The organism is Dyella halodurans (assembly GCF_026283925.1).
GTDB classification, from domain to species: Bacteria; Pseudomonadota; Gammaproteobacteria; order Xanthomonadales; family Rhodanobacteraceae; genus Dyella; species Dyella halodurans.
Genome location: NZ_JAPDPF010000001.1, coordinates 245,275 through 256,773 on the forward strand (window position 1 = coordinate 245,275; position 11,499 = coordinate 256,773).

Genomic DNA, 11,499 nt, shown 5'->3' on the forward strand with positions numbered 1-11,499 from the left:
GTTGTGAGCAGTAACGCGAGCGTGGTGCCTACCACCTCATCGCAAGCAGCATCCGAGCGCTTGCGCATCACCGAGATCTTCCACTCGATCCAGGGCGAGGCCGATGCGATTGGCTGGCGCACCGTGTTCGTGCGGCTGACCGGCTGTCCGCTGCGCTGTGTCTGGTGCGACACCGAGTATTCGTTTTACGGCGGCAACTGGCGCGAGATCGACGACATCGTGGCCGAAGTCGCCGCGCATGGTGCCAGGCATGTGTGCGTGACTGGCGGCGAGCCGCTGGCGCAGAAGCGCTGCCTGATCCTGCTCCAGCGCCTGTGCGATGCCGGCCACGACGTGTCGCTGGAGACTTCCGGCGCGCTGGATGTATCGCAGGTTGATCCGCGCGTGCGCAAGGTGATGGATCTGAAGGCGCCCGATTCCGGCGAAAGCCAGCGCAACCTGTGGTCGAACATCGAGCTGCTGTTGCCGCATGATCAGGTCAAGATCGTCATTGCCAGCCGGGCCGACTACGAGTGGGCGCGCGGCGTGGTGGCCGAGCATCGACTGATCGAGCGTTGCATGGTGTTGTTCTCGCCGGTGCATGGCGCGATCCAGCCGCGCGAACTGGCCGAGTGGATCATCGAGGACAAGCTCGACGTACGCTTCCAGCTGCAGCTGCACAAGCTGCTATGGAACGACGAACCCGGCCACTGAACCGCTTGTGTAGGAGCGCACCCAGTGCGCGATACAACCTCGCGACACCATGAGTTTCTTGGGGCCATCACCATGCCCCAACAAAGCTTCCCACGCGCCGGCCATTTTGCCGGTGGCGTTTTTCGGCCGGTGACCGGCCTGACTTGGATGGATGCAACGCATGTCACAGGAATCCCCCCGCAAGGCCGTCGTACTCGTCTCCGGCGGCATGGACTCGGCCGTCACGATCGCCCTGGCCCGTGAACAGGGCTACCAGGTGCACGCACTGAGCGTTGCCTACGGACAGCGTCACAGCGCCGAGCTGGAGGCTTCCGAGCGCGTCTCGCGTGCGCTGGGCGCGGTCGAACACAAGACCGTCCAGGTGGACCTGCGCACCATCGGCGGGTCGGCACTGACCGCCGATATCGATGTCCCGCTGGATCAGACCGGCGACCACGGCATTCCGGTCACCTATGTGCCTGCGCGCAACACCATCATGTTGTCGATCGCGCTGGGCTGGGCCGAAGTGCTTGGGTCCAATGACCTCTGGTGCGGCGTCAATGCGGTGGATTATTCCGGCTATCCGGACTGCCGGCCTGCCTTTATCGAAGCGTTCGAGCAACTTGCCAACGTGGCCACCAAGGCCGGCGTGGAAGGGGCGGGCATCAAGATCCGCGCGCCGCTGATGCGCATGAGCAAGGCGGATATCGCACGCGAAGGCCAGCGCCTGGGGGTGGATTTCTCGATCACCGTCAGCTGCTACCAGGCGGACACCGAAGGCCGCGCCTGCGGCCATTGCGACGCCTGCCGACTGCGCGCGCAAGGCTTCATTTCGGCTGGTTTGCCCGATCCGACCCGCTATATCTGAACGCGCTTGCTTGTGCCTTCGGCGCTAAGTCAATAAAATTGCGGGCTTGCCTTTGAAGATGGGCCGTTAGCTCAGTCGGTAGAGCAGTAGACTTTTAATCTATTGGTCCCGAGTTCGAATCTCGGACGGCCCACCAAAGCATTCGGAGACCTGCGGAAACGCAGGTCTTTTTTTGGCCGCTATCTCGACCCTGCATGAGAGCTGGGGCGTGCAGCGTCAAGCTGCCGATCGCGCGGATGAATCAACCCGCCTGACGCCAGGGCGACGAGGAGCGGCTGCGGCTGCTCGAGTGCCGCTCCATGGCAGGCATGCGGGGCAGGTCGAACCAGAACGTGCTGCCCTGTCCGGGCTCGGAGCGCAGGCCGATGCGCGTGCCCAGCAGGCGGGCGAGTCGCTCGGCGATGGCGAGCCCGAGGCCGTAGCCGCCGCGGCGCTCGTTTTCCGCGGTCTGCAGCTGCACGAACTCTTCGAAGATGCGTTGCTGGTGGATGACGGCGATGCCGGGTCCGTTGTCACGCACCTCGATCCGGATCGCCTGGCCGCGGCGCCGCGCAGCAATCAGTACGCGTCCACCCGAGGCATTGGCGATCGCGTTGCTGGCCAGTTGATAGAGCAGGCTGGCAGCGACATCGGCGTCGCCGTGCAGCCGATGCTGGCTACCCCGCCAGGCGAGCGTGACGTTTTGCAGTGTCGCCTCGTGATTGAGCGAGGTGCGGTCCCGCATGAACAGCTCGGCGGCGGTGAATCCCGCGGGCTTGACCGCAATCACGCCGGCGTCGAGCCGGGATATTTCCAGCAGTGCGTCCAGCAGGCGCGTCATCGACGCGATGCTGATGCGCATCTGCTGAACCATGGACTGCTGCTCGTTGTCCGCACCGGCATCCAGGCCGCCGGCAAACAACTCCAGCGCCTGCAGAGGCTGGCGGAAATGATGGCTGACGAGCGCGATGAATTGGGACTTGCTGCGGGTGGCGGCCTGGCTCTGACGTAGGCGATCCAGGGCTTCGGTGGCGTTGTCGTGCTGGACTGCGCTCCAGTCGCGCTGCTGTTCCTCCTGCAATTCGGACAAACGCTGCAAAGCCTGGTTCACGCGCGTGAATTCCGCGCTGCCCGGCTTGCTGTCGGCAACCGGCCGTCGGGCATTGATCAGGTCATGCAGTGCAGCTTCGACATGCGAGAGAGGTTCGAGCACGCGATTGCGGAGCGTCATGCGCGCCAACCATGCGAGGAGCATGACGCCGGCGCTGCAAAGGCTGCCGAGCAGCCACACCAGACCCTGTGCCCGATGCAGCGCGTGCGTATCGACCTGCATGCTCAGCCAGGAGGATGTGCCGCCATGGTCGGCCAGCTCGCTTCGATAGGTCGCACCATCTTGCTTCAGTGCGGCGCCGCTGCTCCAGAAACCACCGTCAGGGCGATGGAGTTCAATCCGCTGTAACTGATCCGCCTGGCCATCGCGCAGGGCCAGGTCGAGCGTTGCCTGTGGCGAGGCGATGCCTTGGCGGCTCAGCTGGCTGGCAAGGCGCTCCATGCGCAAGGTGACGGCCGCATCGGCGCGTTCGCCGAGGTTGTGCGTCTGCTGGATACACAGTGCCAGAACAAGTGCCAGCGCGGCAATCGTGCTCGGCATGATGGCGTCGATGAACAGGCGGGACAGCAGGCGCGCGCGCTGTTCCATGGGTCAGGCCTCCACTGTTGCACGGCTCGGTGGAAGCGGCGCGAGGCACGGCCCGGGAGTCCGTTGACGGTGCATGACGTGAGCCGGTTGCATGATGGTTGACCCGCGGCAGGAGAGCAACGGAAACGAGCATCCTGGACAGGTCCCGGTCGGGACCACCCTGCATGAGACTCTAAAGAATCGTATGGGACCCGGCGATACACATTTCGTTCTAGCGCGAGGTGCCATAGGGCAAATGGTCTATTTGCCCGTCCGGCCGGAATGTTGGCGCGCCGTCATGGCATGGCGGATCGTGAACAGGCCCTGGTTGCATGACGCGGCAACGATTTGGCGGTACCTTGCAGACCCGCACGGCCCGTCGGCCGAATGGAGATCGTCATGTCCGCTCGCTTTCGCTTCCTGCTCGCCGTTTCATTGATCAGTGTTACCAGCGTAGTCCTTGCCCAGGACATCCCCGCCAATATGCCCAGGCGCAAGGCCGGGTTGTGGGAAATGCAGACCACCGGCATGGGCGGGCGCCAGCAGACCATGAAGCTATGCCTCGACGCGGATACCGATCAGGCCATGTACAAGATGGGCACGCAGATGAGCGGCCAGAAATGCAGCAAGTTCAACATCGACGTCAAGGGCAATTCCGTAGTGTCTGACGCGGTCTGCAAGGTGGACGGCCCCAACGGCCCCATGAGCATCACCAGCCACAGCGAGACCCAGTTCGATGGCGACTCCTCGTATCACACCGAAGGCCACGTCAGCTACGATCCGGCCCCCGCCGGCATGGGGCAGATGGCGGTGAGCAGCACCGGCCGCTGGGTGGGGCCATGCGCGGCGGGTCAGAAGCCCGGCGACATGATCATGTCCAACGGGCAGACCATGAACATCAAGGACATGCATCCCTGATGCCGGTCTCACGGGCGTCGGCCTCGGCGCTCGTGGCCGTTGGGTGGGGGAGGGTAAAGCGACGCCAGGCGGCTTCTAGCGAGAGGGTGGCTGCATGAGCCGGTGTATCAGCGCCTCGTGCTCGGCATCGATCTTCCGCAGGCGGGTCTGCATGGCCGCATCGCTCACCCATTGGGCACTGTAGACGCGACGCTTGTCGAGGTTGAACTCGATGTCCGCAAAAGGCACCAGCGATTCATTGCCGGCGGCCGAGAAGGCGCTGAGGTTGCAGATAAGCTGCAGCTTGGCCATTTCCGCCGTGGCATTCTTGCCCTTGCCATAAGAAGTGAGCGCGGCGGCGACCCGTTGGCGCAATTCCGACGGCAGGTCGGTGCGTATCACGATGACGGAATTCGGAATCAGGCTGGACGTCCACAGCACGCGTAGCCGGTCATATTGATCGGGAAAGCGTTTGGCAAAGCGCTCCAGGTCCGAGCTGTTGTTGGTGGCGACGTCGACCTCCTTGTTCGCCACGGCCAACGCGTTGTTCTGGTGGTTGTCGACGGAAACGCTTGCAAAAAACGTATCCGAGTCGAGCCGGCGATTCGCGAACACCTGGGTCTCCGGCACCAGGTAGCCTGAGACGGACAGCACCTCGCCCCTGGCATAGCGCAGGCGGCCCGGCTGGCGGAACATGTCGTCGAGGCTGCGCAGCGGTGAATCCTTCTCGACCAGCAGCACGGCGAAATAGCCACGCGGTCCCTGGCTGCGGGTGAGCTGGGCGATCACCTGCATGCGGTCCCGGGTGACGGCGTCGAGCGCCAGCCGACCAGACACAAAGGCAAAGTCGACACGTTCGTCCGACATCGCCTGGGCCAGCCCTTCGTAAGTGCTGACCGAGAGGCTGCGCACCGGCAGGTGCAAGCTGCGGCTGAGGTCGTCCAGCATGGGGCGCCATGCTTCCAGCGATTCGGAGGGCCCGCCCATCGGCAGGATGCCGAAGGTCAGCGCCCGGATATGGGTGTTGGCGGTGCCCCCGGGATCGGCGAACGACGGCGGCGCGCCCAGCATGACGCAGGCGAGCACGCCGAGCAGGACCCGGCGGACTCGCTGGCCTGCCCGGATCGAGCAACCTCTGTGGCTGGAAATCCACCCCCTCAGCAACGCGGTATCTCCCCTGGGAACCCGACGGATGCCTCTGGCCGGAAAACGACGAGGCGGTACGCCGTGCCACTGCTCGCCGCAGCATACGCGGTGGCTGTCAGCGACAGGTGAAAGGCGTCAGATACCGCTGATGCGCCTCGAGGCCACCACGGCTTCGACCCGGTTGCGCACATTGAGCGCGCGGAAGATGGCGGCGAGATGAATCTTTACCGTGCCTTCGCTAATGCCCAGATCGCGCGCGATGAGCTTGTTTGGCTTGCCCTGCGACAGCAGGCGCAGTACGTCGATCTGACGTTCCGTCAGCAGTTTGCGCAGGCGTTCTTCCAGCGAATCCTGGCTGGGCGACGGTGCGTGCGACGCGGGCGAGGGTGTCGGCATCGGGGTGGCTCCCGCGCCGTTGGCACGCTCCTGCAACAGCAAGGGCGGCACATAGACGCCGCCGGACAGCACCAGCCGCACCGCCGACAACATCACGTCAGGCGAGTAAGCCTTGGGAATGAAACCCTGCACGCCCATGGCCAGCAGGTCTTTCATCAGGCTGGGATCTTCCGAGCCGGACAGCACGATCACCGGCACGTCCGGCAGCCTTTCGACCACTTCGGCCAGATGCTCGCTGCCCTGCACGCCAGGCATGGCCAGGTCGACCAGGGCCAGCTCCAGCGAGGAGGCCTCGGGTGCGTGAATCGCCTCGCGCAATTCGGCCATGTCCATGGCGATGACGAACTCGGTGTCAGGGCCAAGCTCGGCCAACTTGAGCTTGACCCCTTCGACGATAAGCCGATGGTCGTCCGCAATCAGTATGCGCATGTCATTCCCCGTGGCGGCACGCGGAGATCCGATCGCCGTATGCCCGCTTGTAGGAACATAGTCCCACACCGCCTGCGCGGCAACCTCAGGACGCCTACGAATGGCCTATTCTCAAGGTGATATGGCTGGCTTGTGGGTCACTCGGGAGAATCGATTCACTGCGATGGGGGAGTCGCCATGCGTACCATGCATCAGGTGGAGCAGCGACGACGCCAGCATGGCGGCGGCGATGTCTCCATGGGCAAGCGTGTTCGTGCGAACCTGGGTACGCCAATGCCACTACCTCCAGTACCCATGCTCGCCGGCGCGGCGCGGTGATGAAGTGAAGCCTTTCCTGCCTGTTTACAGGTCGCCCTAGCCGTCATGCGGTTGCTGGACTATTTTGCACCGCTGTTTGCCTACGGCCTGGCCGTCGATGAACAGGCAGCGGCCCAGGCCGCCCCCAGTGAACTTGCGCCACTCAATGCACGGGCGCGCGAGTTGATCGATCAGGCCCGCAAGATCGCGCTCGCCAACGGCAAGTCGATGCAGGACGTCGAGCTCGCTGGCTTTGCGGTGGTGGCCTGGTTCGACGAGATCATCGTGCGCCATGAGGCCAGGCGGGATCAGCCCAGTCCGTTGCAGCTGACGCTGTTCCATACCAGCGATGCCTCCAGTGAATTCTTCGAGCATCTGGCCCGGCTGGACAGCCGGGCCGACGAGGTGCGCGAGGTCTATGGCACGGCGCTGCTGCTCGGCTTTGTCGGCCAGTATTACTACGAGAAGGGCGATGGCGGGGAGCTGGGCCGGATCAAGTCGGTCTATTGCCGCCCCTATGCGGCGCCGGCGACGGTACTGCAGGCGCTGCAGCGGGAGTCGATCACGCCACAGCCCTACCTCACGCCGGATTCTCCGGCGCGGCGAAAGCCGGGGCCATGGGCGGGCCGGCGACCGGCCTTGTTCGTGGCGCTTGGTGTGGTCTTGCTGGTGCTGGTGGCCTTTGTCGCCCCGGTCTTCAGCAGCGCGATGTCGGCACAGGCCTGGTATCTGGCGGGCATCCTGGTGGTCATCGCTGGCATGCTGGGTTGGGCGGGATCGCTGGCCTGGCATTGGCTGGCCTCCGCGCGGGCGTCGGCCGATCCGCATGCCGGATGGGACCTGCGCAGCGTGTGGACGGCGCTGAAGGAGGCTGCTCGCCGCGTGCGCGGCGCGATCCTTCACCCGTTCCGGCGCCGTGGCAAATGGCGGCAGCTGTCGCGTCATCCCTGGCTGTTGTTTCTTGGCGACAGTGGCGCGAACGTGCGCGGGCTGCTGCAGGCGGCAGCCCAGTCATGTCACGGACGCCTGCTGCCGGGCGATGGTGGAGCGGCCAGTGGGCACTGGTGGCTGTTTCGATCCCTGGTAGCGATCGAAATGGACCCGCGCCTGGCCCAGACCCGCGACGATCCCCAGGCGGCTGACCTGCTCTGGTCCGAGGCCTTGACGCGCCTGTCTCGCGAGCGTCGCAAGTTGCCGCTCGATGGAGTCGTGCTTGGCGTTGCCGCGCAAAGCCTGCTCGGGCCGGCTGCCGACATCACGGCTACGGCCGCGAGGTTGCGCCGGATGGCGCACGAGGCCACCCAGCGCCTGCAACTTCAGCTCCCCTTGTATGTGGTGGTGACAGGCCTGGACCTGCTGCCCGGGCACGCCTCGTTCAAAGCCGCCTTGCCCGCACCGGTGTTTCGCAAGGTATTGGGATGGAGGAAATCCGAGGCGACTTCAGCCGGCGCGTCGCCTGGCCGCGCGGATGCTCCCTACGACGACGCTTTTGAGCGTATGCGGATGATTGGCCTGGCGGCGCTGGCCAGGCAGCACGGGCCGCATGGCCGCCGCGAGATTTTCGAGTTTCGCCAAGCCTTGTCCGAGCTGCAGCATGGCTTGCATGTCTTCATTGATCGGCTGATAGCGGAGGATGCCGCGGGCCAGCACGGGCTACGTTGGTGCGGGCTTTACTTTACGGGCGCGTCGCCGGGCGACCCGACCGGCGGCGAATTCGTGGAAGACTTGTTCAACCGTTTCCTGCCCGGCGACCGCCTGCTGGCGCGCAGGACGGCTTGAGGCCAGCGGCTGCGTCGTCCAGTGCGTGGCTCAGGCAAACATGCTTCAGGCGGCCGCGGCGCGGGCGACATTCCACGCGACCATCATGGCCTCGCGCAGTTGCTCGGGTGACACCGGCTTGTAGAGCACGGGGATATTGGCGGCCATGATCTCGCGCAGGCGATCGCTGCGTGTTTCACCAGTGATCAGCAGGCGCGGGAAGGGAGCGTGGCCGTCGCGTGCATAGAGTTGATCCAACGCCGCCAATACGTCCAGGCCGCTCTCGCCGTCGCGCAGGCGCAGGTCTGAAATCACGATATCGGGTGGCGCAGGCCATTCTTCCGCCGCTTGCAAGGCCTGGATCCGATCCTCGGCGATGGCGACTTCGCAGCCCCAACTGCGCAGCAGGTAACGGATGCCGGAGAGGATGGCCGGCTCGTCGTCGATCACCAGCACGCGCATGCCCGTGACATCCATCGGTGTCTCCTCCGCCGGCGTGTCGAAGACCACCTGTGCCGGAATCTCGGGCAGATGAAACGAGAACACACTGCCGCGACCAGGGTGCGACTTCAGCACCACCTGCGTATCCAGCAGTTCCGCCAGCCGCTGCACGGTGGCCAGCCCCAGGCCCAGGCCGCGACGTGCACCGGTATCGCGCTCGTTGGTGCCGTGGCATTCCACCCGGTAGAACTCGTCGAAGACGCGCGCCTGGTGCTCGGGTGCGATGCCACTGCCAGTGTCCCAGACGTCGAGACGAACGGTGCCGTCACAACGGCGTCGCGCGACCACCAGGACACCGCCCTTGCTGGTGTAGCGCAGCGCGTTGCTGACCAGATTGTTGAGAATGCGCGCCAGCATGGTGCGGTCGCTGCGTACCCACACGTCGGTTGCGCGCATGATCAGCCGCAGTCCGTGTTGCTCGGCAATCATGCGGAAGTTGCGGCTTACTTCCTGCAGTACCTGGTCGAGCGGGAATTCCGTGATCTCGATCTGCATCGCGCCGGTTTCCAGGCGCGAGAGGTCGAGGAGTTCGCTGAACAAGTGGTCGAGTGCTTCCACGCATTCCTGGATGTGCGCGATGCGATCCAGCCGCACCGGATCGCGCTCGTCCACGGCCAGCGACGAAGAGAACAGGGTCAGTGCATACAAGGGTTGGCGTAGATCGTGCGACGCCGCGGCCAGGAAACGCGCCTTGGCGACGCTGGCCGCTTCAAGCGCCGCGTTCTTTCGCGCCAGTTCCACGGTCGCGTGCTCGATCTCCCTTTCCATGCTGAGCTGGACGTCGAACAGCGCCAGCGCAGCACTGTTGAAGCCGCGCTGCAGTTCACCGATTTCCGACTGGTCGGTGACCTCCACCTCGACATGGCGGTCACCGCGACCGAGCTGGTGCACCGCCGCGACGAGGCGGCGCAGCGGCGCACTGATCCAGCGCGCGGCCTGCCACGCGATCACGGAAGCCACCACCAGGCTGGCGATCAGGGCGATCAGCGCATTGCGAAGGCTGGCCTGTTGCGCGGAGATCGCGCTGCTGAGGCTGACGTCCACCAGCACCGAACCGAGTACCGGGTGTCCGGGCTGGTCGCTGTCGACTACGTCGCGCACGACCGTGAGGCTTTCAGCGTTGCCCGTGCCGCTGCGGCCCAGGCTGTCGGCGACGATTTCGCCATCGGCCGCGCGAATCTGCACACGCGCCACATGGGGCAATTCGCCAATGGATTCGGCAATGCGCACCAGCTCGCGGCGCTGCATGTCGCGCAACGGCGTCGTGGATACCGAGGCTGCCTGCGTGGCGATCGCGCCGGCGGTGTTCTGCGCCATGTCGCGCAGGGTGATCAACTGGCTGCGCGTGAGCATGGTGACCAGCAGCGTGGCCGTGACCATGGTGGGCACGAGCGCCACCAGCGCAAATCGCTGCATGAGCGATGTACGCCGCCACCACCGCACCGCCCGGGAGTTCGCCCCTGCACCCATTGGCCGTCACCCCATTCGGCGTTTCGTGCGCCGATAGGTGTGAGACTAGCGCGATTCGTTGGGTAGGACAGCTATCCTATTGGTCGAGGGTATACCCCTCATGGGTCCCTGGTTTTTGCTGACGGCGGTAGTCCACTCCGGCGTCTGCGGCTGATGCGTTCCGCCAGCAGGGGCAGCAGGGCCAGCACGCCGATGGCGCTGAGCGGCATCCACACCCCACGCTGCATCAGCAGGCCCATGCCAAAGTGGCCATGGCTGCGGGCAAGCGCCTCGCCAAGGCCGGCGCCAATGGAAGTCTCGAAGATCAGGGAGACCGTGCCGCCCAACCAGCTCGCACCCAGAAACAGCCAGAGCGGGCAACGCAGCCAAGCCAGCGCGACCGTGACGAGGCCAAACGGCGCCACCGGCACGAAGCGCAGGAACATGGTGTAGGCGGTGGGATGGCGCTCAAAGCCGTGGTGGATCTTGTCCACCAGAGCCGGCGGGTGCTTGCTGCCGGTGCCGAACGCGTAACGGCTGGCCAGGAACAGGATCAGGGTACCGAGGGTCAGCCCGATGGAGGAATAAATGCTGCCCTCGGCCGTACCGAAGGCGAAGCCGCCCGCCATGATGATGATCACCGTGCCCGGGATGCCCGTCGACATGGCCAGGGTGAGCAGGCCGATATAGGCAAGACGACTGAGCCAGGGACTGTCGGCGATGCCGGCGCGCAACTGGGCCTGGTGCGTCACCAGCTGCTCAGGATGCAGGCGATCGAGCAGGCCGGAGCTAAACAGCACGATGCCGGCCAGCACCAGCAGGATCAGCGGCAGCGAGGCGCGCAGGCGGCTCAATAGTGTTGCCCGCTGCGGCCGTAGGTGGCCAGCACGTCACGCGCCTGCTCGCGCAGGATGTCGCGGCGCACGGCGATGCCGCGGCGTTCCAGTTCTCCCGCCCAGTCGGCGGGCAGCGGACCTTCATCGAACTCGGTGAGTTCTTCGACATCCTCCGCGCGTGCGCCGATCAGCAGCTCGTCGACGCCGGCCCAGACGGTGGCGCCGTAGCACTGGCAACACGGCTGGGCGCTGGTGGCGAGCGTGTAACGGCCGCCGTCTTGATTGATGCGGTAGCTGGCGAGGCGCTGCTGGGCGCTCATGAACGCCATCATCTCCGCGTGCGCCACGGAGCAGGTTTGCGGCACGACGCGGTTTACGCCCACGGAAACCAGGCGCCCATCCTCATGGAACACCGCCGCGCCAAACGGACCGCCGTGACCATGCCCGATATTGTGACGCGCCAGTTCGATGGCCAGCCCCACCCGTTCCAGGTCGGTGATGTAGCGCTTACCGGTGTCAACCACGTCGCCGATCCATGGCGGCAAGGTCAGGTGAATCTGCAGGCGCAGCATGCGTATCTCCTTATAGCGCGG

The 11,499-nt window shown here is 65.2% G+C and carries 11 protein-coding genes and 1 tRNA gene; 6 read left to right on the forward strand and 6 right to left on the reverse strand.

Annotated features, from left to right (window positions below; genetic code table 11):
* The first annotated feature begins 3 nt into the window (after nt 1-3).
* From queE to OUZ49_RS01090, 3 genes are all read left to right on the forward strand, one after another.
* Nucleotides 4-693, forward strand: a complete 690-nt coding sequence (queE, locus tag OUZ49_RS01080; protein ID WP_266148053.1) for a 7-carboxy-7-deazaguanine synthase QueE — start codon at nt 4-6, stop codon at nt 691-693.
* A 160-nt stretch (nt 694-853) separates the two neighbouring features.
* A complete protein-coding gene (queC, locus tag OUZ49_RS01085) occupies nt 854-1,540 on the forward strand; it encodes a 7-cyano-7-deazaguanine synthase QueC (protein WP_266148054.1) in 687 nt (228 codons plus the stop codon).
* A 60-nt stretch (nt 1,541-1,600) separates the two neighbouring features.
* Nucleotides 1,601-1,676: transfer RNA gene (locus tag OUZ49_RS01090), tRNA-Lys, on the forward strand.
* A 105-nt stretch (nt 1,677-1,781) separates the two neighbouring features.
* Here OUZ49_RS01090 and OUZ49_RS01095 read toward each other — a convergent pair.
* Nucleotides 1,782-3,218, reverse strand: coding sequence for a sensor histidine kinase (locus OUZ49_RS01095; RefSeq protein ID WP_266148055.1), 1,437 nt, complete (start codon nt 3,216-3,218; stop codon nt 1,782-1,784).
* 378 nt (nt 3,219-3,596) lie between these two features.
* Between OUZ49_RS01095 and OUZ49_RS01100 the strand changes: the two genes are divergently transcribed.
* Nucleotides 3,597-4,115 carry a DUF3617 domain-containing protein gene (locus OUZ49_RS01100; protein ID WP_266148056.1) on the forward strand — a complete coding sequence of 173 codons (519 nt, stop codon included), beginning with the start codon at nt 3,597-3,599 and terminating at the stop codon, nt 4,113-4,115.
* Nucleotides 4,116-4,190: 75 nt separating this feature from the next.
* On the opposite strand, the gene phnD is transcribed toward OUZ49_RS01100, so the two are convergent.
* Together phnD and OUZ49_RS01110 are read right to left on the reverse strand one after the other, a co-directional pair.
* Complete coding sequence (gene phnD / locus OUZ49_RS01105) at nt 4,191-5,180, reverse strand: phosphate/phosphite/phosphonate ABC transporter substrate-binding protein (RefSeq protein ID WP_266148057.1); 990 nt, start codon at nt 5,178-5,180, stop codon at nt 4,191-4,193.
* A 195-nt stretch (nt 5,181-5,375) separates the two neighbouring features.
* Nucleotides 5,376-6,065 (reverse strand): LuxR C-terminal-related transcriptional regulator, encoded by a 690-nt coding sequence (locus tag OUZ49_RS01110; protein ID WP_266148058.1) that lies wholly within the window; start codon nt 6,063-6,065, stop codon nt 5,376-5,378.
* Nucleotides 6,066-6,242: 177 nt separating this feature from the next.
* Here OUZ49_RS01110 and OUZ49_RS01115 point away from each other — a divergent pair, with 177 nt between their 5' ends.
* Both OUZ49_RS01115 and OUZ49_RS01120 read left to right on the forward strand, forming a co-directional pair.
* Nucleotides 6,243-6,383: a hypothetical protein gene (locus OUZ49_RS01115; RefSeq protein WP_266148059.1), complete on the forward strand. Its 141-nt coding sequence runs from the start codon at nt 6,243-6,245 to the stop codon at nt 6,381-6,383.
* 45 nt (nt 6,384-6,428) lie between these two features.
* Entirely contained in the window at nt 6,429-8,141 is a 1,713-nt protein-coding gene (locus tag OUZ49_RS01120) for a type VI secretion protein IcmF/TssM N-terminal domain-containing protein (protein WP_266148060.1), read from the forward strand.
* 45 nt (nt 8,142-8,186) lie between these two features.
* On the opposite strand, the gene OUZ49_RS01125 is transcribed toward OUZ49_RS01120, so the two are convergent.
* From OUZ49_RS01125 to OUZ49_RS01135, 3 genes are all read right to left on the reverse strand, one after another.
* The gene (locus OUZ49_RS01125) at nt 8,187-10,037 is read right to left on the reverse strand and encodes an ATP-binding response regulator (RefSeq protein ID WP_266148061.1); all 1,851 of its coding nucleotides are present in this window, start codon (nt 10,035-10,037) and stop codon (nt 8,187-8,189) included.
* A 152-nt stretch (nt 10,038-10,189) separates the two neighbouring features.
* On the reverse strand, nt 10,190-10,924 hold the full coding sequence (locus tag OUZ49_RS01130; protein WP_266148062.1) for a TVP38/TMEM64 family protein: 735 nt from the start codon (nt 10,922-10,924) through the stop codon (nt 10,190-10,192).
* Entirely contained in the window at nt 10,921-11,478 is a 558-nt protein-coding gene (locus OUZ49_RS01135) for a nucleoside deaminase (protein ID WP_266148064.1), read from the reverse strand. The genes OUZ49_RS01130 and OUZ49_RS01135 overlap by 4 nt, the downstream gene beginning before the upstream one ends.
* Nucleotides 11,479-11,499: the final 21 nt, after the last annotated feature.

Bases quoted from the DNA above. Each gene is read 5' to 3' on its own strand.
- queC (WP_266148054.1), top strand. From the start codon at position 854: ATGTCACAGGAATCCCCCCGCAAGGCCGTCGTACTCGTCTCCGGCGGC.
- OUZ49_RS01095 (WP_266148055.1), bottom strand. From the start codon at position 3,218: ATGGAACAGCGCGCGCGCCTGCTGTCCCGCCTGTTCATCGACGCCATC.
- OUZ49_RS01100 (WP_266148056.1), top strand. From the start codon at position 3,597: ATGTCCGCTCGCTTTCGCTTCCTGCTCGCCGTTTCATTGATCAGTGTT.
- OUZ49_RS01110 (WP_266148058.1), bottom strand. From the start codon at position 6,065: ATGCGCATACTGATTGCGGACGACCATCGGCTTATCGTCGAAGGGGTC.
- OUZ49_RS01115 (WP_266148059.1), top strand. From the start codon at position 6,243: ATGCGTACCATGCATCAGGTGGAGCAGCGACGACGCCAGCATGGCGGC.
- OUZ49_RS01120 (WP_266148060.1), top strand. From the start codon at position 6,429: ATGCGGTTGCTGGACTATTTTGCACCGCTGTTTGCCTACGGCCTGGCC.
- OUZ49_RS01125 (WP_266148061.1), bottom strand. From the start codon at position 10,037: ATGCAGCGATTTGCGCTGGTGGCGCTCGTGCCCACCATGGTCACGGCC.
- OUZ49_RS01135 (WP_266148064.1), bottom strand. From the start codon at position 11,478: ATGCTGCGCCTGCAGATTCACCTGACCTTGCCGCCATGGATCGGCGAC.